At 41.0% G+C, this 19,204-nt stretch carries 14 protein-coding genes; 7 read left to right on the top strand and 7 right to left on the bottom strand.

Annotated elements, in window-relative coordinates:
* Nucleotides 1-96 precede the first annotated feature (96 nt).
* On the top strand, nucleotides 97-708 hold the full coding sequence (locus B2W36_RS17205) for a CDP-alcohol phosphatidyltransferase family protein (RefSeq protein WP_293888915.1): 612 nt from the start codon (nucleotides 97-99) through the stop codon (nucleotides 706-708).
* Here B2W36_RS17205 and B2W36_RS17200 read toward each other — a convergent pair.
* The 3 genes from B2W36_RS17200 to asnB form a co-directional block, all read right to left on the bottom strand.
* Nucleotides 705-1,673: a polysaccharide deacetylase gene (locus B2W36_RS17200; protein WP_293888913.1), complete on the bottom strand. Its 969-nt coding sequence runs from the start codon at nucleotides 1,671-1,673 to the stop codon at nucleotides 705-707. The two genes, B2W36_RS17205 and B2W36_RS17200, sit on opposite strands and share 4 nt — an antisense overlap.
* Before the next feature lie 2 nt (nucleotides 1,674-1,675).
* Complete coding sequence (locus tag B2W36_RS17195; RefSeq protein ID WP_293882251.1) at nucleotides 1,676-3,244, bottom strand: M20/M25/M40 family metallo-hydrolase; 1,569 nt, start codon at nucleotides 3,242-3,244, stop codon at nucleotides 1,676-1,678.
* Nucleotides 3,245-3,567: 323 nt separating this feature from the next.
* Nucleotides 3,568-5,256: an asparagine synthase B gene (gene asnB / locus B2W36_RS17190; RefSeq protein ID WP_293882249.1), complete on the bottom strand. Its 1,689-nt coding sequence runs from the start codon at nucleotides 5,254-5,256 to the stop codon at nucleotides 3,568-3,570.
* A gap of 235 nt (nucleotides 5,257-5,491) precedes the next feature.
* Between asnB and B2W36_RS17185 the strand changes: the two genes are divergently transcribed.
* Together B2W36_RS17185 and B2W36_RS17180 are read left to right on the top strand one after the other, a co-directional pair.
* Nucleotides 5,492-6,079, top strand: coding sequence for a Crp/Fnr family transcriptional regulator (locus B2W36_RS17185; RefSeq protein WP_293882247.1), 588 nt, complete (start codon nucleotides 5,492-5,494; stop codon nucleotides 6,077-6,079).
* Nucleotides 6,080-6,240: 161 nt separating this feature from the next.
* A complete protein-coding gene (locus B2W36_RS17180) occupies nucleotides 6,241-6,702 on the top strand; it encodes a VOC family protein (protein WP_293882245.1) in 462 nt (153 codons plus the stop codon).
* 152 nt (nucleotides 6,703-6,854) lie between these two features.
* Here B2W36_RS17180 and B2W36_RS17175 read toward each other — a convergent pair whose 3' ends face one another.
* The 3 genes from B2W36_RS17175 to B2W36_RS17165 form a co-directional block, all read right to left on the bottom strand.
* Nucleotides 6,855-7,190, bottom strand: a complete 336-nt coding sequence (locus B2W36_RS17175) for a HopJ type III effector protein (protein WP_293888911.1) — start codon at nucleotides 7,188-7,190, stop codon at nucleotides 6,855-6,857.
* A 53-nt stretch (nucleotides 7,191-7,243) separates the two neighbouring features.
* Nucleotides 7,244-9,082 carry a UbiD family decarboxylase gene (locus B2W36_RS17170; RefSeq protein WP_293888909.1) on the bottom strand — a complete coding sequence of 613 codons (1,839 nt, stop codon included), beginning with the start codon at nucleotides 9,080-9,082 and terminating at the stop codon, nucleotides 7,244-7,246.
* 144 nt (nucleotides 9,083-9,226) lie between these two features.
* Complete coding sequence (locus B2W36_RS17165) at nucleotides 9,227-10,096, bottom strand: hypothetical protein (protein WP_293888907.1); 870 nt, start codon at nucleotides 10,094-10,096, stop codon at nucleotides 9,227-9,229.
* A 329-nt stretch (nucleotides 10,097-10,425) separates the two neighbouring features.
* Between B2W36_RS17165 and B2W36_RS17160 the strand changes: the two genes are divergently transcribed.
* From B2W36_RS17160 to B2W36_RS17145, 4 genes are all read left to right on the top strand, one after another.
* Nucleotides 10,426-11,682, top strand: coding sequence for a deoxyribodipyrimidine photo-lyase (locus B2W36_RS17160; RefSeq protein ID WP_293888905.1), 1,257 nt, complete (start codon nucleotides 10,426-10,428; stop codon nucleotides 11,680-11,682).
* A gap of 181 nt (nucleotides 11,683-11,863) precedes the next feature.
* Nucleotides 11,864-14,605: a 2-oxoglutarate dehydrogenase E1 component gene (locus B2W36_RS17155; protein WP_293882235.1), complete on the top strand. Its 2,742-nt coding sequence runs from the start codon at nucleotides 11,864-11,866 to the stop codon at nucleotides 14,603-14,605.
* A gap of 63 nt (nucleotides 14,606-14,668) precedes the next feature.
* Entirely contained in the window at nucleotides 14,669-15,907 is a 1,239-nt protein-coding gene (gene odhB / locus B2W36_RS17150; protein ID WP_293888903.1) for a 2-oxoglutarate dehydrogenase complex dihydrolipoyllysine-residue succinyltransferase, read from the top strand.
* Between the two features lie 294 nt (nucleotides 15,908-16,201).
* Complete coding sequence (locus B2W36_RS17145) at nucleotides 16,202-17,266, top strand: hypothetical protein (RefSeq protein WP_293882231.1); 1,065 nt, start codon at nucleotides 16,202-16,204, stop codon at nucleotides 17,264-17,266.
* 12 nt (nucleotides 17,267-17,278) lie between these two features.
* Here the strand turns inward: B2W36_RS17145 and B2W36_RS17140 are convergent, their stop codons facing one another.
* Nucleotides 17,279-19,204, bottom strand: coding sequence for an LTA synthase family protein (locus tag B2W36_RS17140; RefSeq protein ID WP_293888901.1), 1,926 nt, complete (start codon nucleotides 19,202-19,204; stop codon nucleotides 17,279-17,281).

Below are 19,204 nucleotides of genomic sequence, written 5' to 3'. Positions count from 1 at the left end.
TTTTAATACAACAAAAAGGCTAATCAACTGATTGGCCTTTTTGTATTTTAACGAACAATAACTATCTTTAGACACACTGCTTTAACCAAGTAAACATTGCTATCGAAAAGACACATTCCATTTATCCTGATATTACTTCGCCTTATTCTAGGACCGTTGCTTATCCTCTTGTATTGGCTCCAGATTGATCATTTCAACTGGTATGCTGTTTCTTTCCTTATCATCGGATTACTGAGTGATATTTTTGACGGTATCATTGCCCGAAGGTTGGGTGTCGCTACTGCCTTGTTAAGACGCTGGGATTCTAGTGTGGACCTGTTATTTTTCTGCTGTATCTGCCTGGCAGCCTACCTGAGCAGTCCCGATTTTTTTAAAGATAATGCCGCATTGATCTTGACCCTGATCGGATCAGAAGCATTAACCTACGTCATTAGCTTCATCAAGTTCAAAAAAGAAATCGCAACACACTCTATCGGGGCCAAGGTCTGGACACTTTTTTTATTCGCATTTTTAATCGAATTGCTACTCCGCGGCCAATCCACCATCCTATTCCAATTAACAATCTGGATAGGATTAATAACCCGCCTGGAGATTGTTGCAATCATCCTAATACTTAAAAACTGGTCAAATGATATACCCAGCTTTTATCATGCTATTTTACTCCGTCAAGGTAAAACGATCGTAAAAAATAAGCTATTTAATGGCTAGTGCTCATTTTGATCTAAGCCTTCAGACAAACTATACAATGTCCAATGCTTCGTTTTTATTGCCTCCGATTCTGCCTGGAGTAATTTGATAAAGTCATGTACCCCAAGCTCCTCGTTTCCGTTACCGTGAATCAGGACAATACTCCCATTCTTCGCCTGTTGCCCCTTAGCCAGCCAGGCATCCGATCCAACGGCAAGGAGACCATAAGATATCAGGTGTTCAATAACTCGGCGATCTGAAACCAAGCCCGGACAACGGAAAAACACCGAAGGCATAAGGCCATTCTTCAGCATCAATTTTTCATTTTCCAACACTTCAAACCTTAGATCCGTATTTTTAGAAAGCAGAAAATTGGACGACAGTGGATGATTGTTAAAGACATGGTCATACGTATGATTGATCCAGGTAATCTTGATACCCTTTCCTGCCAGCGACTTTAGCCATTCCAGATCAGCCCCATGATTCAGCATCCATTTACCCGAAACAGAAACAGCCAATGGCAAAGTACCATCGACACCCCTAAACGCCAATAGAAGATCTTCAAAAATAGCTTTATCCAAGGGCTTATGTGAAGGGCATAAATCGATTGTCAAATTAATACCCGCTTCTTTAGGAAGGCTAAAATTCAGACCAGCATCCTGTAAGTTATTCTCCGTTTTTCTAACGAAGGAAAAACAGCTTTCATATACAGAACCCTTTAAACTTTTATTAACCTGATTCGCATCAGTATAGCGCACGATTACCGATCGATCACCTACTACACGCGTTTGCAGTGTAGTAGGATCTACCGTGAGGTAATATTTTACAGCATTCGATGTGAAACTTCGAATACCCACCAAAGATCGATCATTTTCGCGAAGGATCAGCCACTCGGTCCTGTAGTTTTCTAAATTGACAAATGAAGTCTGTCCAAAAGAAAAAAGACCGCATACGAGAAATAGATAAACTAAGATGAGTTGTTTCATAGCTAATTGCCGCTTGTTCTTTTCGACTGAAGATTCATTGGCCATGCTGCTGGCTTACCATCTTTATCGATAGGTAATGTGATTTTGTCGCGTGCAACCAATGTCGGCTCTTCACAGGCCAAGTAAGTCAAAATTGCAACAATAATGGCATTTTGCTTCACCTCATCAAATACTATCTTATCGTAAGTATCACGGTTGGTATGCCAGGTCACTTTACCATAGTCCCAAGAAGTCGAGGAAAGTCCAAACGCCGGAATTCCTTTTTGAACAAAAGAAGAGTGATCACTTCCGCCGGTCCCTGGCATACCGGGAAAACTCGTTTGAATTTCATTGCGAAAATCTTCAGGTAGATAGTGCAGCCAGCGACTAATGTATTCGTAGGATTTTTCAAAACCACTGCCCCCGATACGAACGATTCGACCGGTTCCATTATCCTGGTTCCACACCACCTGTATATTTTTTGCAAGCTCAGGATGGTCCTCGACAAATGCGGAAGAACCGTTCAGCCCCTGCTCTTCACTCCCCCAGTTCCCGACCAAAATTGTTCTTTTATTATCCGGATAAACCTTCCTTAAAATACGGACGGCCTCCATCATGGTAATCACACCGGTAGCATTATCTGTCGCGCCAGAGGCCCCGTCCCAAGAATCTAAATGTGCCGAAAGTACAACATATTCATCGGGCTTTTCTTTACCTTTGATCTCGGCGATACTATTATAGGTTTTTGATATTCCAAGTTCTTTTGAATTTCCCTGAAGCAACACCCGAGGTTTGACGCCATGTTCTGCCATGCGGTGTAACAGACCATAATCTTCCAATCCCACATTAAATACGGGAATCTGTTTAGACTTTGCATCAAAAATACGCGTGATACCCGGCAACTCTGTCCAGTAAGAATCTATGACACCAACTGCACCGGCTTCTTCCAATACTAAAGGCAATGTCCGACGAGTGCTTCCCGTGTAGACCATACTGCGCTCCCACATTTTTAGCTGATCGTTTTTTAAGGTTTGGTATTTTTCGTAACCTTGAGCAGTAGCAGATTCCTTCCAGTTGGCATCTGAACGTCCCGACAGTGGATTCATGCCAATAAGCACAATTTTCCCTTTGACTGTTCTAAGCCACGACTGAAAGTCGGACTGGGACTGAAACAAAGGCATAGTCACCACCTCCGCCTCGACACCTTTCCCCTTTGTCATCGGACTGAAAGCCAATTGTGTACCTTCCAAAGACTTTACGCGCGGATAGGTCATCGTCACTTGCGAGGTGCCCCGCTCCCAAGAACGCCATTCGCCATAAGGCTCATTACGGGCCTGCGCTCCAAGCGAATTATAATTTCTAACAACCCAGTCGTGCGCCTGTTGCATTTGCGGACTCCCAACAAGGCGAGGACCAATCATGTCGATCAGCTCAAATGCATACTTTTCCAATTGCGAATTTGCATTTGCTTCCTGTACAATCGACGAAACCATCGCTTCCTTTTGCTGAGCAAAAACCCGAGGAGTACTCCATAAAAGAAGTGCTAATCCCAAAGATTTTATTCCGAGTGGTATCGTTGCATCTATTTTCATATGTTATTATTAGTTACTTTATAATTATCCGTTGACAAGCAGACACCGCAAGCGTGATGCACTTCGCGTACATTCCATTAGCTCCAATCGGATCTTCCAAAAAAGAAAGCACTCTGGTTAACTGTAATTAATTTGAAAAACCAAAGCTTCCGCTCATTGGTGTTTCCGAAAATTACTAAAGAATATTTAAAAACACACATTATTTTCAAGCAGCTCAATGATATCTTTCTATTTGGCTCGGAAATGACAAAAGAAAGAATAAAAAAAGCCTGAAAAGATACTTTCCAGGCTTTACTAAAAATATAGATATGAAGGTTGATTAGTTACACGGCTTCCACTTTGGATTTTTCGTAGCTCTCTTGGTGCACAGAAGCCACCGCTCTACCCGAAGGGTCGTTCAGGTTCTGGAAAGAAGCATCCCATGCCAACGCTTCGGGCGTACTACATGCAACAGATTTTACTGAAGGAACAGTTTGTGCTGCTGCTGTTGACGGAAAATGTGATTCGAAAATTGTCCGATATAAAAACTCTTCTTTATTTTTCGGTGTGTTTATCGGGAAGCGCGTCGAAGCCTCGGCAAATTCCTGATCAGAAACTTTACTTTCAGCCTGCTCTTTCAATGTATCGATCCAGCTGTAGCCTACACCATCAGAAAATTGCTCTTTCTGGCGCCAAGCGATGCTCTCGGGCAGATAGTCTTCAAAAGCTTTACGTACCACCCATTTTTCCATTCTTCCATCACGGATCATTTTATCGGAAGGGTTGATGCGCATGGCAATATCCATGAATTCTTTGTCCAAGAAAGGCACACGTCCCTCAACCCCCCAAGCCGCGAGTGATTTATTTGCGCGAAGACAATCATATAGATAAAGTTTTTTTAGCTTGCGTACAGTTTCCTCGTGAAATTCCTGTGCATTGGGTGCTTTATGAAAATAGAGATACCCACCAAAAAGTTCATCCGAACCTTCGCCTGACAATACCATTTTAATTCCCATCGATTTGATTACACGCGCCAATAGATACATTGGTGTCGAAGCACGGACTGTTGTAACGTCATACGTTTCCAAGTGATAGATTACATCACGGATAGCATCCAACCCCTCCTGGATCGTAAAATTAATTTCGTGATGTATCGTGCCAATATGATCAGCAGCTTTTTTTGCCGCAATTAAATCTGGGGCACCTTTCAAACCTACCGCAAATGAATGCAATTGAGGATACCAAGCATCTTCCTGATCGTCACTCTCAATACGTTTAGACGCAAACTTCTTCGTTACAGCAGCAATAACAGATGAATCCAAACCTCCAGAAAGCAATACACCATAGGGCACATCTGACATTAACTGACGATGCACCGCATCTTCCAATCCTTTGCGCAAAACAGCGATATCAGTTTCGTTATCTTTTACTGTATCATAACTTTCCCAATCGCGTTCGTACCAGCGCTGCGGAACTGTTCCGGTTTTACTATACAAGTAATGTCCCGGAGGAAACTGTTCGATCGTCTCACAGAAACCTTCCAGTGATTTTAATTCCGATGCAACAAACAACTGCCCCTCTTTATCTTTACCATAATATAAGGGAATAATCCCCATATGGTCACGAGCAACAAAAAAGGAATCGTCACGCGAATCATAAAGTGCAAAACTAAAAATACCATTCAATTCGTCAACAAATGAAGGCCCTTTGGCTAAGTATAAAGCCAACACAACCTCAGAATCACTTTGTGTCGAAAATTCATAATCGGGAAGACTATTTCTTAATTCATGGTGGTTATAGATCTCGCCATTAACTGCCAGTACAACTTGACCATCTGGACTGTACAAAGGTTGACTTCCCGATTTAGGATCAACGATAGCTAATCGCTCGTGTGCCAACAAAGCTTTTTCGCCAGTGAAGATACCCGACCAGTCAGGACCACGGTGACGAATACGTTTTGACATTTCCAATACTTGAGATCTCAATGAGCTTGCAGGTTGCTTTAATTCAAAAGCGCCAATAATTCCACACATATTATGAACTTTTTAAAGATTTCGTTTTTACATTATGTTATTGACACAAAGTAAAACAATTAAAAACTAAATTCATAATAATTTTTAATTTTTATTATATTTTTATTAAAAATAGTTTTCAAAACAAACAAAATTATCAATGAAACACTTGTTTGTTTAAAATAATCACACAACAGATCTGCACTTGGTATGGACATTAATGATTAAATTGAGCTTATAATCAAATAACCAGGACATGGATCCAATCAGAACCTTTTACAGCGAGCTAGCGCTCACACCAGAGGAATTAACTGCTATTATTGAAAAACATGCGCCCATTACCGTCAAAAAGGGCGACTTTATATTGACCAAAGGGCAGGTTTCAAATGCCTACTACCTGATTGAGCACGGGCTCACACGTTCTTTTTTACATGATTTCAATGGTAATGAAGTAACTACCGGATTCTGCATTGAAAAGGAGATAGTCATTGAAGTGGCCTCCTTTTTTCAACGCAGTCCAACGGTTGAAAATATTCAGGCACTCGTGGAAACCCGTCTTTGGAAAATAAAATTCGAAGATTTTCAGGAACTCTTTCATCAGATTCCTGGATTTAGGGAATGGGGCCGATCCTGGATGGCAAAAGAGCTTGTTCACAGTAAAAATAGAGCTATCGCTATGATTACCGAACCGGCAACGGCACGTTATCTTCACCTCATGAAAGAAAAACCCCTATTGATACAGCAAGCACCACTCAAGCATATTGCCTCTTATCTGGGCATTACTGATACTTCTTTGAGTCGTATCCGCAAAGAAATTGCTCAAGGGAATTGGCCCTTTTCCTGATTAGCGTGCTATTTTTTTCAAACTTGTCTTAAGGCAAGTTTTTTAAGCAGGTTTCAGGTTATTTTTACTAAAGCTTTCTTGGCTACATGTAATCGCTTCAATAGGATAGCAAGATGAATATAGGAAGCCAAAAAAGTAATGTACATTCAAAATCAGAGATTATGGCAAAATTACACGCTTATTTAAATTTTAACGGAAATTGCGAAGAAGCTTTCAATTTTTATGAAAAAGTGTTCAACACAAAGAACCCAGGTTACATGCGCTACGGAGATATTCCTGCTGATCCACAAATGCCTCCAGTTCCGGACGAAGCAAAAAATAAAATCTGTCATACCGCAATTTCCATCAATGGAGATAGCATGCTGATGGGCGCTGATGTTGTCCCCGCTTTTGGACAACACTATATTCAAGGAAACAACAGCTATGTCATGCTCATGTGTGAAAGCACGACAGAGGCAAGGACATTATATGATGCGTTAACTACCGATGCAAAGTTGGTCGAAATGCCCCTCGGAGAAACATTTTTCGCCGAACTGTACAGCGCTTTTCAAGACCAGTTCGGCATTTGCTGGATGGTTTACTTTGGTGGAAATAAAGAAGAAGATTGCGAAAGTAAGCCTTAAGCAAGCCAAACAGTTAGCAATATATCTGGCGAAAAAGGGCGATAACAACAGTTTACCGCCCTTTCTTTTTTCTATGACTTTGCACCTCAATCGAAACTGCCGCTACAGGAAGCGTCTATTTCATCTCGAGCTTCCCCCCCTTCAGATTGCTATTATTTCTTTACCAATACCTCTTGCTCAAACGAGATCCCATCCCAACCATTTGTCCTAAATTGACGAATATTCTGATGGCTATCTCCCGCTGGATCATCGAGTACATGCTGATAATGTTCGGCAAAAAGACACAATGTATCTTCGGGAGACAGATTATTCAGCTTGGCGAAATAGAACACTTTTGCACTCCCTTGATTTTCTTCTTTTGAATTTTTCAACGTCCCATTTTGAAATGCACTGGGCGTATAGCTATACTGATCAGCAATATGCGTCAGCACTTCCTGAAAGGGTAATTCATTTTCTTTTACTTTATTCAATAATTCTTCTATCTTCATCTTAAGGTTGCTCCTTGTAAATTTTATTGTAAATGAATAGGCATTAGGCGTTCTTAAATAATTCCATGCAGTGATTTTCCCCTTGCTCCAAGCTGATCAACACGTTTTTCCACTGCTTCGTCTTTGATCAAAGCCGGAGCATGGTGGGGTTTTGTTCGCGCATCAATAATCAAGGGACCTTCACAACCCCAATGTTTAAAATCCGTAAAGCTGTGTATCCCGTAAATATCAAATGCAGGATTACTTCTGGTAAACGTTGTCCAAACAAAGTTATTGACCGAAGCGGCGGTAAAGTTCGCATCATCGCATAAAACAACCAACGGAAACCCCTCCCAGAAACTGCCTGCTGCAGCATGGCACCATTCTTCCATAATCTTCAATTCATTGTCATAACTAGAGAATGCCTGACCATCGATCGCTATCACACCGGGCATCACAAATTTCGCCTGGTTGAATGGCCGCGGCAGTTCAAAGTGAGACGGCAATTCACGTCCGAGGGTTCTTTTCTTCGATCCGGCAGCGGCAAAGACGACCTTTGAGCCCGCATTTAATCCTTCTCCAGAATAGTCTAAAGTATCAATTGTCGTATTGGTTTGAAAGTGAACATCACGGGTCAGGTCTATTCGCTCAAGAATATGCCCCAAAAAAGCTGGAATATCATAAATATCCAGTTGCGGATTATCCTCATGCGCTGAAATAAACAAATATTTAGCAAGACTAAGCTGGTTTTTCCCGAGTATTTGATTCGCTATTGTTAGAATTTCCTGTGGTCTATCCACACGTTGGTAAGGCGTATAACGTTCAGAACCTATGGCGAAAAGCAAGGGGTGTACCCCAGCGGCATCCACAGCATTAACAGCATGAAGGCCTGAAATCTCCTGTGGAATAGCTGCTCCCGTAATTTCGTGGATTAAAGCGCCAAAGCTGGTATCTTCCTGCGGTGGACGCCCCACAACCGTAAAAGACCAAATCGGATTTTTCTTATGGTACACATTGTGCACTTTCATCAATGGGAATGGATGGGTCAGGCTATAATATCCAATATGGTCACCAAAAGGACCTTCTGGCTTATTTTCATTCGGATAAACAGTACCTGTAATTACAAAGTCAGCATCTGCCGAAATACAAAAACCTTCATCATCATAGAAATAACGGAATCTTCTATTCCCCAATGCGCCCGCGAAAATCATCTCAGAAAGTCCTTCCGGCAATGGCATTACAGCAGCTAAAGGATGTGCAGGAGGTCCCCCGACAAAAATACTCACCTTTAAAGGTCTACCCAGTGCATTTGCCTTTGTTTGATGTATCCCTATGCCACGATGCAACTGATAATGCAAACCAATTTCCTGATCCGGTAGATAATCATTACCAGAAAGCTGAATCCTGTACATTCCGAGATTAGCATGCATGATACCAGGCTTGCTGACATCTTCGGTATACACTTGCGGCATAGTCACAAAAGCACCACCATCCATGGGCCAGTTGACAATCTGCGGAAGTTTACTAATGGATGTCTTTCCATGAAGAATAGGAGCACCCGACTTCCTTTTCCAGGGTAGAGCCCCTAAAGCTGTCATTGACGAACCAATATATTGGAAAGGGTTTTTCAGCACCGCAGCAGGATTCATTTTAACGTCCACCAATTTCTTTAAGTGATCCAGCGAATCGCGAAACATAAATTTCGAACGTTCTAACGTACCAAACAAATTGGACACCGCAGGGAATGTGGTACCTTTGATATTTTCAAAATACAGGGCCGGTCCCTCAACATCAAATACCCGCATATGAATTGCAGCCATTTCGAGATAAGGATCAACCTCTTCTTTAATACGGATCAAATGCCCATGCTTTTCAAGATCCGCAACACATGCTTCTAAACTATTGTATCCCATATATTAAATCTGTTTCACCACGTCAATCCACAAATTTAACAGAATTATTGATTATACAGGATAAAAACCGGTATAACATACGAAAACACCTATCTAAAAAACAGCTATAAAAACTATTGTTTCGATATCCCCCGGAACGGTACATCAGGTGTCTACGCAGACATAGGTTTTCAAAGGGGTAAATTCAAATGCCTGTATTTTCTGCCAAGTAGTATTATCGACATTCTTTTCATAATAAAGCACTCTTCTAAACTCATCGATATCTTCTTTATTGATATCATTCAATCTTGTTAACAGAAGTTTAGCAAAGAATTTATTCACACCGATCTCTTTTTTGGGACGTTCGGATGAGCAGTTCAGAAAATGGTAAAACAAGCCTCTAAAAGTCATTTCCTCATTGCCGCCAAGGTAGATGACCTCAGATATAAAATTATTTTCCCAGGGCATTTCCCGCAGCCAACGGTATACATCAAGCAGAGGAAGTGGCTTAAACTTTAGGGAAGCCACCCAATTCCAATAAAATATAGTTTGACGTCGCGCAAGTTTAGCAAATATTCGGTTCAGTACACTCTCTTTTCCCACCACACTGCTTTTAATCACAATCGTATATTGTACACGTAAATTTTCAAGAAGATTGCGCACGGGCTCCAAGAAATGTTCGTCCATTAACCGCGCGACGTAAATAACACGATTATTTCCTGCCCGCTTACAAAGCTCCACGAAATTGCGCAGACCGAGCAATTCAAGCTGAAGCTGAATATCATTATCCAGCGAAGGAACTTGCGTAAAATAAATTCCAAAATTAAGATCTGAGATTTCAAAATTCTCAAAAGCTTCGCCTTTCCGCAAGAGGTCGAGTTCAAAAAGCTTAGCCGTAACCTTTTCCTTCACAATCCTATTAAATAGAGATAAATTGCGGACTAATCCCGTCACATCAAAATCGCTGGATTGCAGATAACAGGATGCCCGTCGTCCCAAATAGGTATTTAGCCCGCTGATTAAAACCTTTTTCATTCGAATGCTCTATTTTATGGCTATGAAACCATCCCGATTTTATAATTCGTTCTCACTATAGTGGACATTAAAGATGACCCTTCCCCGTTAGTAAGCTGTGTTTACTCTGATTTTAGAACAGAAAAACGTCAAATAAGTTTAACACTAATTTTTATTTTTTTCGATAAAAAAGACTCAGCCAGCCTCGTGGCGACCGTCATTGTCCTTTTTTTGTCAATTCATGAATTAATACTTTCAAGAACACAATATCCTTATATATTTGTAAATCTTCTGAAAATAGGCTGCACTAAAAAGTATTTATCTTCACCTCTATGGACAAAAGGGCTACAATGATCTGGTTTCGAAATGATTTAAGACTTCATGACAATGAGGTTTTTTATCAAGCTTCTGAGAAAAGTTCATTTATTATCCCCGTTTATTGTTTTGACCCGCGATATTTCGACCGAAATCAGTTTGGCAACTTGAACACTGGTGTTCTGCGAGCGGCCTTTGTTATCGAAGCCGTCACGGCTTTAAAAGAAAAATTAAAAAGCCATGGTAGCGACTTGTTGACTTATGTGGGAAAGCCTGAAGATATTATCCCTAGAATCGCACAAAAGTATCAAGTTCACGAAGTTTATCACCACCGCGAAGTAGCACTTCGGGAGACCTCTATTTCCGAAAAAGTAGAAAGTAGACTTTGGAGCAGCAAAATAAATCTCCGGCATTTCATCGGTCATACCCTTTATCACAAAGAAGACCTTCCATTTCCGATCAAGGATATACCCAATGGTTTTGCTGTTTTCAAGAAAAAAGTTGAGCGGGAAAGTTTAGTCCGGCAACCGATTCCATTACCGACCAACTTCCTGACGCCCCCCCATTTAGAGGACACCAAAATCCCCTCACTGAAAGACTTAGGTTATTCAGCTGAGGAGATCAAATCTGTCGACGACATTTACATTCTCGGAGGCGAAGACACGGCACTCAGTATTATGCATGCGCTATTGTCAACCTACCCAGAGACGGATCAGGATCCGCTCATCCTCGGTCCTTTTATTGCCTCAGGCGCCTTATCCCCTATCCTTTTATATCAAAATATCAAAAAATTGGGTGAAGGCAGAAAGGACAAACGCTTTGAGAAGATTATTGACATACTTCTTTGGCGTGATTATTTTAGGTTTATGCTAAAAAAATATCCGAATATATTTTTTAAATCACAGGGCTTTACAACTAGTGCACCACAGGGTTTTCCATCCACAGACGGCGATGACGAACGATTTGATAAATGGAAATCTGGCCGTACAGAGCATGATTTTGTAAACAGTGTGATGATTCAATTGCAGAAGACGGGCTACATTCCCTATCAGGCACGCTTTATTGCCGCCAGTTATTTGGTCCATGAGTACGGTGTCAATTGGCTTCGTGGAGCTTCCTGGTATGAGGAGCACCTGCTGGACTATTCTCCTGCCACCGTATATGGACAATGGTCTCATGTCGCTGGCGTGGGGACGAGTGAAAAAGATAATAAGGCATTGGATTGGCAAAAATTGATCAAAATTCATTTCCCGAATGGACTTCCAAAACTGGATGAAATAATGGTTAAATAAATCTTCTTCGGAAATAAATAATTCCGAGGGAAAAGGTCTTTTTAGCACGCCGGAATCCCCTTTAAAATCATGCTAAAAATGTTAAGAATTGGATAGATTTATTGATTAAATTATTCAATTTCAGTATTAGAAACTCTTTTTTTATTCATAACTTTGACAAATTTCATAGTTTTAATTGTAAATGGACAATCTGACATATTTGAGTAATGCTGATTCGGCTTATGTCGATGGCTTATATCAATCGTACAAGCAAGATCCCCAATCGGTAGATTTCGGATGGCAAAAATTCTTTGAAGGTTTTGATTTCGGTCAAAATGCTGGTGGAACAACAAGTTCAGTAGGTGAAGCTACTCCTGAGCACGTTTTGAAAGAAATCAACGTGCTGAACATGATTAACGGCTACCGCGATCGTGGCCACCTATTCACACACACAAATCCTGTGCGTGAGCGACGTAAATACTATCCTGGCAAGGAATTGGAGACGTTTGGTCTTGCTGAAGCAGACATGAGTACCGTTTTCAATGCCGGTGTTGAAGTAGGCTTAGGTCCAGCAACATTAAAAGACATCCGTCAATTGGTAGAGGATACTTACTGCCGTTCCATTGGTGCAGAATTCAAATATATCCGTAACCCAGAGAAAATTAAATGGTTACAGGACCGTATGGAAGCGGATCGTAACATGCCTAAATTCTCTTTAGATACCAAAAAGAGAATCTTAAACAAATTAAACCATGCTGTTGTATTCGAAAACTTTTTGGGTACTAAGTTTTTAGGTCAAAAACGTTTTTCGCTTGAAGGTGCCGAAAGTTTAATCCCTGCGCTAGATTCTGTTATCGAAAAAGGAGCAGAAATCGGTATTCAGGAATTTGTTATCGGTATGGCTCACCGTGGCCGTCTCAATGTATTGACCAATATTATGGGTAAATCTTACAAGTCAGTATTTTCTGAATTTGAAGGTAAGACTTATGCCGACGATCCCGAAGTAAACTTTGGTGGTGACGTAAAATATCACTTGGGTTTCTCTTCTGAAGTCAAAACCAACGATGGCAAATCTGTCCACCTAAGTTTGGCTCCTAACCCTTCACATCTGGAAACGGTAGATCCAATCGTAGAAGGTATGGTTCGTTCGAAAATCGATTTTAAATACGAAGGAGATTCTTCTAAAATCGCACCGATCATCATCCATGGTGATGCGGCAATTGCTGGCCAGGGTGTCGTGTATGAAGTAACCCAGATGTCGAAACTAGATGGTTACAAAACTGGTGGTACTGTACATATTGTCATCAACAACCAGATCGGATTTACAACAAACTATAAGGATGCCCGTTCGGGTACATATTGTACCGACGTCGCAAAAATCACTTCTTCACCTGTATTCCATGTCAACGGTGATGATGCTGAAGCAGTAGTATACGCCATCAATTTAGCTGTAGAATACCGTCAGAAATACAAAACTGACGTCTTTATCGATCTATTATGTTATAGAAGATTTGGACATAATGAGGCCGATGAACCAAAATTCACGCAGCCATTGTTGTACAAACTTATCGATAAGCATCCCAACCCGAAAGAAGTTTATGCTAAAAAATTAATTACCGAAGGAAGTATTGACGAAGCATATTCCAAAACTATCGAGAAGGAATTTAAAGCTGCACTACAGACTAAATTTGAGGAATCTAAAACAGTTGAGGTATTGACTGAAGAGATTCCGATGTTTAAAGGGGCATGGGAAGGATTGCGTCCTGCTAAAAAAGGTGAAGTATTAACAACCTCCGATAAAACCAAAGTTGCAAAGGATCTATTTTTGAAATTAGCAAAAGAAATTACAACCTTACCTGCTGACAAAAAATTCTTCCGTAAGATTACGCGTTTATTTGAAGACCGTGCCAAAATGATCGATACGGATTCATACGATTGGGCAATGGGTGAATTGATGGCTTACGCGACATTATTGGATCAAGGTAACCGTGTGCGTATCTCGGGGCAAGATGTGCAACGTGGTACCTTCTCACACCGTCATGCCGTATTAACGCTTGAAGATTCAGAAGAAAAATATGTTCCTTTAGCTCATGTGAAAGGCGGCGATAAATTCTCCATCTATAACTCCTTACTTTCCGAGTATGCTGTTTTGGGTTTTGAATATGGCTATGCATCCTCTAATCCCAATTCATTGACCATTTGGGAAGCGCAATTCGGAGATTTTTATAATGGTGCTCAAATTATTGTAGATCAATATCTATCTAGTGCAGAGACGAAATGGAAACGCTCCAACGGATTGGTGATGATGCTTCCTCACGGTATGGAAGGTCAGGGTCCTGAGCACTCTTCAGCACGTATCGAAAGATTCTTGGAGCTGTGTGCAGATGAAAATATGATCTTAGCCAACTGTACTTTACCTGCAAACTACTTCCATTTGTTGCGTCGTCAACTGGTACGCGAGTTCCGCAAACCGTTGATTGTATTTACACCAAAATCATTGTTGCGTCATCCAAAAGTGGTGTCGCCTTTAAAAGACTTTACAGAAGGTGTTTTCCAAGAGGTAATCGACGATGTTAATGTTTCAGCAAAAGATGTTAAACGCGTATTGTTCTGTTCGGGTAAAGTGTACTACGACTTATTAGAAAAACAAGAGGCGGATAAGCGCAAAGATGTTGCTATCGTTCGTGTCGAGCAATTGTTTCCGATCCCTACAGATCAATTGAAAGCAATCCGCAAAAAATACACAAAAGCAAAAGAGTTTGTTTGGGTTCAGGAAGAAAACGAAAACATGGGGGCTTGGTCTTATTATTGCCGTAAACTCATGGGTACTGAGATTGCATTTACAGGTTTTGTTGCCCGCAAAGAAAGTGGAAGTACAGCAACAGGTTATATGAAGCAACACGTTGCTCAACAGGCAGCAATCTTAAATAAATCATTCGAATAAAAACAATTTAAAATCAATTGCGTCCTAGCTATAGGACGCAATTGTCAATAAAGAACATTATATATGAGCTTAGAAATTAAAGTACCAACCGTAGGTGAATCAATCACGGAGGTAACCTTATCACAATGGTTGAAACAAGATGGCGATTATGTGGAGATGGATGAAAACATCGCCGAACTGGAATCAGACAAAGCAACGTTTGAATTACCAGCTGAAAAAGCAGGTATCTTAAGAATCATTGCACAAGAAGGTGATACTTTAGAAATCGGTGCTGTTGTTTGTACAATTGAAGAGGGTGCTGCCCCTACTGGCGATTCAGCTCCAGCTGCTGCACCTGCTAAGGAGGCATCATCAACTGCTGCTCCAGCGGCTGCCGCGAAAGACGAAGATCCAGATAGCTATGCTGCTGGTACAGCTTCTCCTGCTGCTGCAAAAATCTTAAGAGAAAAAGGAATTGATCCTTCTACAATAAAAGGAACAGGGAAAGAAGGCCGCATCACAAAAGAAGATGCCGAAAAAGCTCAACCCGTTGCTAAAGCTGCAGCACCAGCAACAAAACCTGCTGCGGCTCCAGCTGCGACAGTTGCTCCCGTGGCGGGTTCTAGAAACGAACGTCGTGAGAAATTATCTTCCTTACGAAAAACGATCGCAAAACGCTTAGTTGCCGTTAAAAACGAAACAGCGATGTTGACAACATTCAATGAAGTCAATATGCAGCCGATCATGGACTTACGTGCCAAATATAAAGATACTTTTAAAGAGAAATTTGGTATCGGTCTAGGTTTTATGTCATTCTTTACAAAAGCAGTAACAACTGCGTTAGCTGAATGGCCTGCTGTCAATGCACGTATTGAAGATAACGAAATTGTATATTCTGATTTCGCAGATGTTTCAATCGCGGTTTCTGCACCTAAAGGATTGGTAGTTCCAGTTATCCGTAACGCTGATGCCATGTCATTGGAGCAGATCGAAAAAGCAATTGCTGCATTGGCAGGTAAAGCACGTGACAACAAATTAACGATCGACGAAATGACTGGTGGTACATTTACAATTACCAATGGTGGTGTATTCGGATCAATGATGTCTACGCCAATCATCAACGCGCCACAATCGGCAATCTTGGGTATGCACAACATCATCCAACGTCCTATTGCTGAAAATGGTCAGGTGGTGATCCGTCCAATGATGTATATCGCGCTTTCTTATGACCACCGCATCATTGATGGTCGTGAATCAGTTAGCTTCTTGGTACGTGTAAAACAATTATTAGAAGATCCAGCTCGTTTATTGTTGGGTGTTTAAACCGCAATAAAGTTTGGAAATATAAAAAAGACCTATGCCTTTGTGGTATAGGTCTTTTTTTTCTGAAAGTGTCTGATCTTATTGACCAGAAAGAACCTTCAAAAAAGAAACGGTCTACTTAACGAATATAAATCAGAGATAGCCGAATATAAACCGCCTTTTTAATTTCTCCCTTTTAATTTTTACTTTCATCTTGTTAAAGATCAAGCATATCTCAATACACAGCAGGCTTTATAACATAAAAGCTCCTATACGAACGCGAAATTGATTATTAAGCAGACCTTATCAAACAAAATGAAAATTTTAATAACAGCTGCATATCTATTACTCACTGTAACGACACTGTTTGCCAACATGGCAAACCCAAGAAGTCCGCACAGCATAACAGGACAGCTCGTCCCTGCCGGCAAGGTAAAAGTCACCCATGAGCGTATCGACATCCGCCTTTTATTGGACAGCACTGATGATCATTCGGACTATCGTAGTCACTTCAGCATTGTATACAATATCCATGCTGAAGAAGAGATCGAATTACCGCTCGTATTTCTCGCGCTAAATATGGATGGATTGGACCGGGTCATTGTCAATCAGAAAGAAATTAAAGCAAAGAGGATGGATCAGCCCGATTCGAAGTTCCCTTTTTTACGTTTAAAGGATGGCTATTATGAAATCAGCTACGACAGCGATGAATGGAAGCGCATCTCGCTGAATGATGCATTTTATTTTACCGCTAAGCTACACAAAGGCGAAAACAATATTCAGGTTCAATACAGCGCTTATATGGGCTATGACCGGCGCGATATCCGAACCAGATACGAAATTGACTACCTCTTATTTCCTTCCAGATACTGGTCTTCCTTTGGCCCAATTGACCTGTATCTCCACCTAAACGGTGACATGGAAGTCCTTGCACAGGATTTGGGAACCTCCAAATTAAAAACGGATTCAATCATGCACTGGGACATTGATCAGGTAGAAAAGAAAGAGAGTTTCCATATAGAAGTCGGCTTGAAGACCTCCCCGTTAGCAAAAGCAATTCTTTGGGTACACCCGGAACTGCTTGCGCTGATCGGATCGCTATTTTTGTTATACCTACATATCCGATGTATTTATCTAAAATACAAAGGTGGCAAATACCGCTATGCACTGCTTATTGGAAACCTAATTATTCCAAGCTCCTTCTATTTCTTCTGCTGGTTTTGGTCCAGTCTGGCCAACTATCTGATCAACGGTTCATTTGAGGAGAAATCCCGGGGCTTTATACTGCTAGTCATCTTCACCTTACCCTTGATCTACATCATTTACGACCTGGTTCTATTGATTATAGACAGAAGCATCCGATCAAGGTTTTCCACCTAGAAAACCGACAGCCTACTTTTTGTAGGTTAGCTTATTTTCAATCATGCGGTTGTTATACTGTTGAATAAATGCTTTCATTTTGGTCTCCATCGTATCCAGTACGGCGGGATGCTGTTTCAGTAGATCCTGTTTCATCAAGCGGTCCTTCTTTAAGTCATAAAATGATGTCACTTTCAGTCCATCATAGGACATCATATAATCTTTATAATAAAGGTTATAGCTCCCTGCATTGTTATTGAGCACAAAATTGTCCTTACCCTGTTTGAAGGCATCCGAACCAAAGGCAAAATAAGGTTCATCATAATGCAAATAATTTAAAATCGTCGGCATAATATCTATTTGCTGTACCAGTTTATCCGCTTTGCCAACTAGGTTATCGCCTGGTGCATAAAATATAATAGGAATTTGGAAGCCCCCTGCTGCCGTTTGATATTCTGGCAGGTAGCTTACAGTAGCATGGTCTGCACAAATCACGAAGACGGTGTTCTTGTACCAGGGCATTTTAGATGCTGTCGCAAAAAATTCGCGCAGCGCATTATCGGTATATCCGATGGGCTCTTGTACTGGCAAAGGTCCTTTTGGAAATTTCCCCTGATATTTTTCGGGTACTTTAAACGGATGATGCGAGGATAATGAGAAGAAACTGGCGAAAAATGGTTGATGAAAAGTATTGATCTTGTTTGCGACAAATTGCAAAAAAGGTTCATCCCAGATTCCCCATATGCCATCAAAGTCCGCATCATTGTTATATTCATTCTTACCAAAATAATGCTGAATGCCTGCCAATTTCATATAAGCCGAAAAGCCCATACTGCCATTAGGTGCCCCGTGGAAAAAGGCCGTCTCATACCCTTTCTTACCCAACAGCTTTGCTAAGCTCGTGGTTTCATTTCCCGAGTATATGGAAAGTACAAAAGGTTCACCTATCGAAGGAATTCCGGTAATCACGGATGGTAGTGCATCAATTGACTTACGCCCATTGGCATACGTATCTGTAAAAGTGTAAGCATGGCGGATCAATGAATCCAAAAAAGGCGTATAACCTTTGTATTTTCCACCTTGGATATCTTTATTCAATTCGCCAAAATGCTCTTTTGCAAAACTCTCCAAAATCAGAACGACGACATTTTTCTTTGCAAAAGGCTGGTCTGCTTTTGGTATATGAATGGGATTGTACAACTGCTCAAGTTCTTGGTCAGAATAATAATGAACAGGTTTCAGATTTACAGCCTTTAATGTTTTCAATATACTGAATGGTGTGTTCAGTACAATATTCATTTCTTCTGGTGTTTCTACATAATCTCCTGCATTGCTTAACGTAATGGGACGCGTGCTATGGGCCCAGCCCCCACGTACCCCACCAATGAAAAGAAAGGCGGTCAATAGAAACAAAGGTACTTGGATCAAAAATGACTTCCAGTTATATTTCGTGATCTTTTCCAGCTGAATGAGCTGATAGGATCTCATCAGGCCATACACGATAAGAGCCAATAGTACGATAAGATACCAATAGTCCAAACAAAAATCAAAGGCCAGCTTCATCAAGTTTGATTCATTTGAAAATTGATCGATTACTGTACCTGTAGTTCTTTTGAGTGTAAAGGGATAATAGGCAAAATCAATCAGGTTCAAGGCTATTCCTATTGAATTGACCACAACGAAGATCCATTTCGCGACTTGCTGATAGACCCGGTTATCCTTAAACGGTCCCGGAACAGTCATCATCACAATATAAAGAATATTTAAATACAGCAGGGCTACAATGTCGAAACGCACACCACCGGCAAACATCACCAGGAGCTTACCCGCATCGACGTGCGGAAATAAGGAGGCATTGATGCCATAAAACCCCAATCTTAACGACGCATAAATGACCAAAAGAAAGATAAAACGAATTGCGACAGCAAAATACGGTGCAAGTACTCCTTTTAATTTCAT

Source organism: Sphingobacterium sp. UBA3549 (assembly GCF_002376635.1).
Lineage (GTDB): Bacteria > Bacteroidota > Bacteroidia > Sphingobacteriales > Sphingobacteriaceae > Sphingobacterium.
Note: the sequence above shows the minus strand (reverse complement) of the source record. Positions and strands in the feature narration are given on the sequence as shown.

What these genes read in the sequence shown, in the direction of transcription:
- B2W36_RS17165 (WP_293888907.1), bottom strand. Translation starts at nt 10,096, where the DNA reads ATGAAAAAGGTTTTAATCAGCGGGCTAAATACCTATTTGGGACGACGG.
- B2W36_RS17175 (WP_293888911.1), bottom strand. Translation starts at nt 7,190, where the DNA reads ATGAAGATAGAAGAATTATTGAATAAAGTAAAAGAAAATGAATTACCC.
- B2W36_RS17200 (WP_293888913.1), bottom strand. Translation starts at nt 1,673, where the DNA reads ATGAAACAACTCATCTTAGTTTATCTATTTCTCGTATGCGGTCTTTTT.
- odhB (WP_293888903.1), top strand. Translation starts at nt 14,669, where the DNA reads ATGAGCTTAGAAATTAAAGTACCAACCGTAGGTGAATCAATCACGGAG.
- B2W36_RS17180 (WP_293882245.1), top strand. Translation starts at nt 6,241, where the DNA reads ATGGCAAAATTACACGCTTATTTAAATTTTAACGGAAATTGCGAAGAA.
- B2W36_RS17145 (WP_293882231.1), top strand. Translation starts at nt 16,202, where the DNA reads ATGAAAATTTTAATAACAGCTGCATATCTATTACTCACTGTAACGACA.
- B2W36_RS17195 (WP_293882251.1), bottom strand. Translation starts at nt 3,244, where the DNA reads ATGAAAATAGATGCAACGATACCACTCGGAATAAAATCTTTGGGATTA.
- B2W36_RS17170 (WP_293888909.1), bottom strand. Translation starts at nt 9,082, where the DNA reads ATGGGATACAATAGTTTAGAAGCATGTGTTGCGGATCTTGAAAAGCAT.
- B2W36_RS17140 (WP_293888901.1), bottom strand. Translation starts at nt 19,204, where the DNA reads ATGAAATTAAAAGGAGTACTTGCACCGTATTTTGCTGTCGCAATTCGT.
- B2W36_RS17160 (WP_293888905.1), top strand. Translation starts at nt 10,426, where the DNA reads ATGATCTGGTTTCGAAATGATTTAAGACTTCATGACAATGAGGTTTTT.
- asnB (WP_293882249.1), bottom strand. Translation starts at nt 5,256, where the DNA reads ATGTGTGGAATTATTGGCGCTTTTGAATTAAAGCAACCTGCAAGCTCA.
- B2W36_RS17185 (WP_293882247.1), top strand. Translation starts at nt 5,492, where the DNA reads ATGGATCCAATCAGAACCTTTTACAGCGAGCTAGCGCTCACACCAGAG.
- B2W36_RS17155 (WP_293882235.1), top strand. Translation starts at nt 11,864, where the DNA reads ATGGACAATCTGACATATTTGAGTAATGCTGATTCGGCTTATGTCGAT.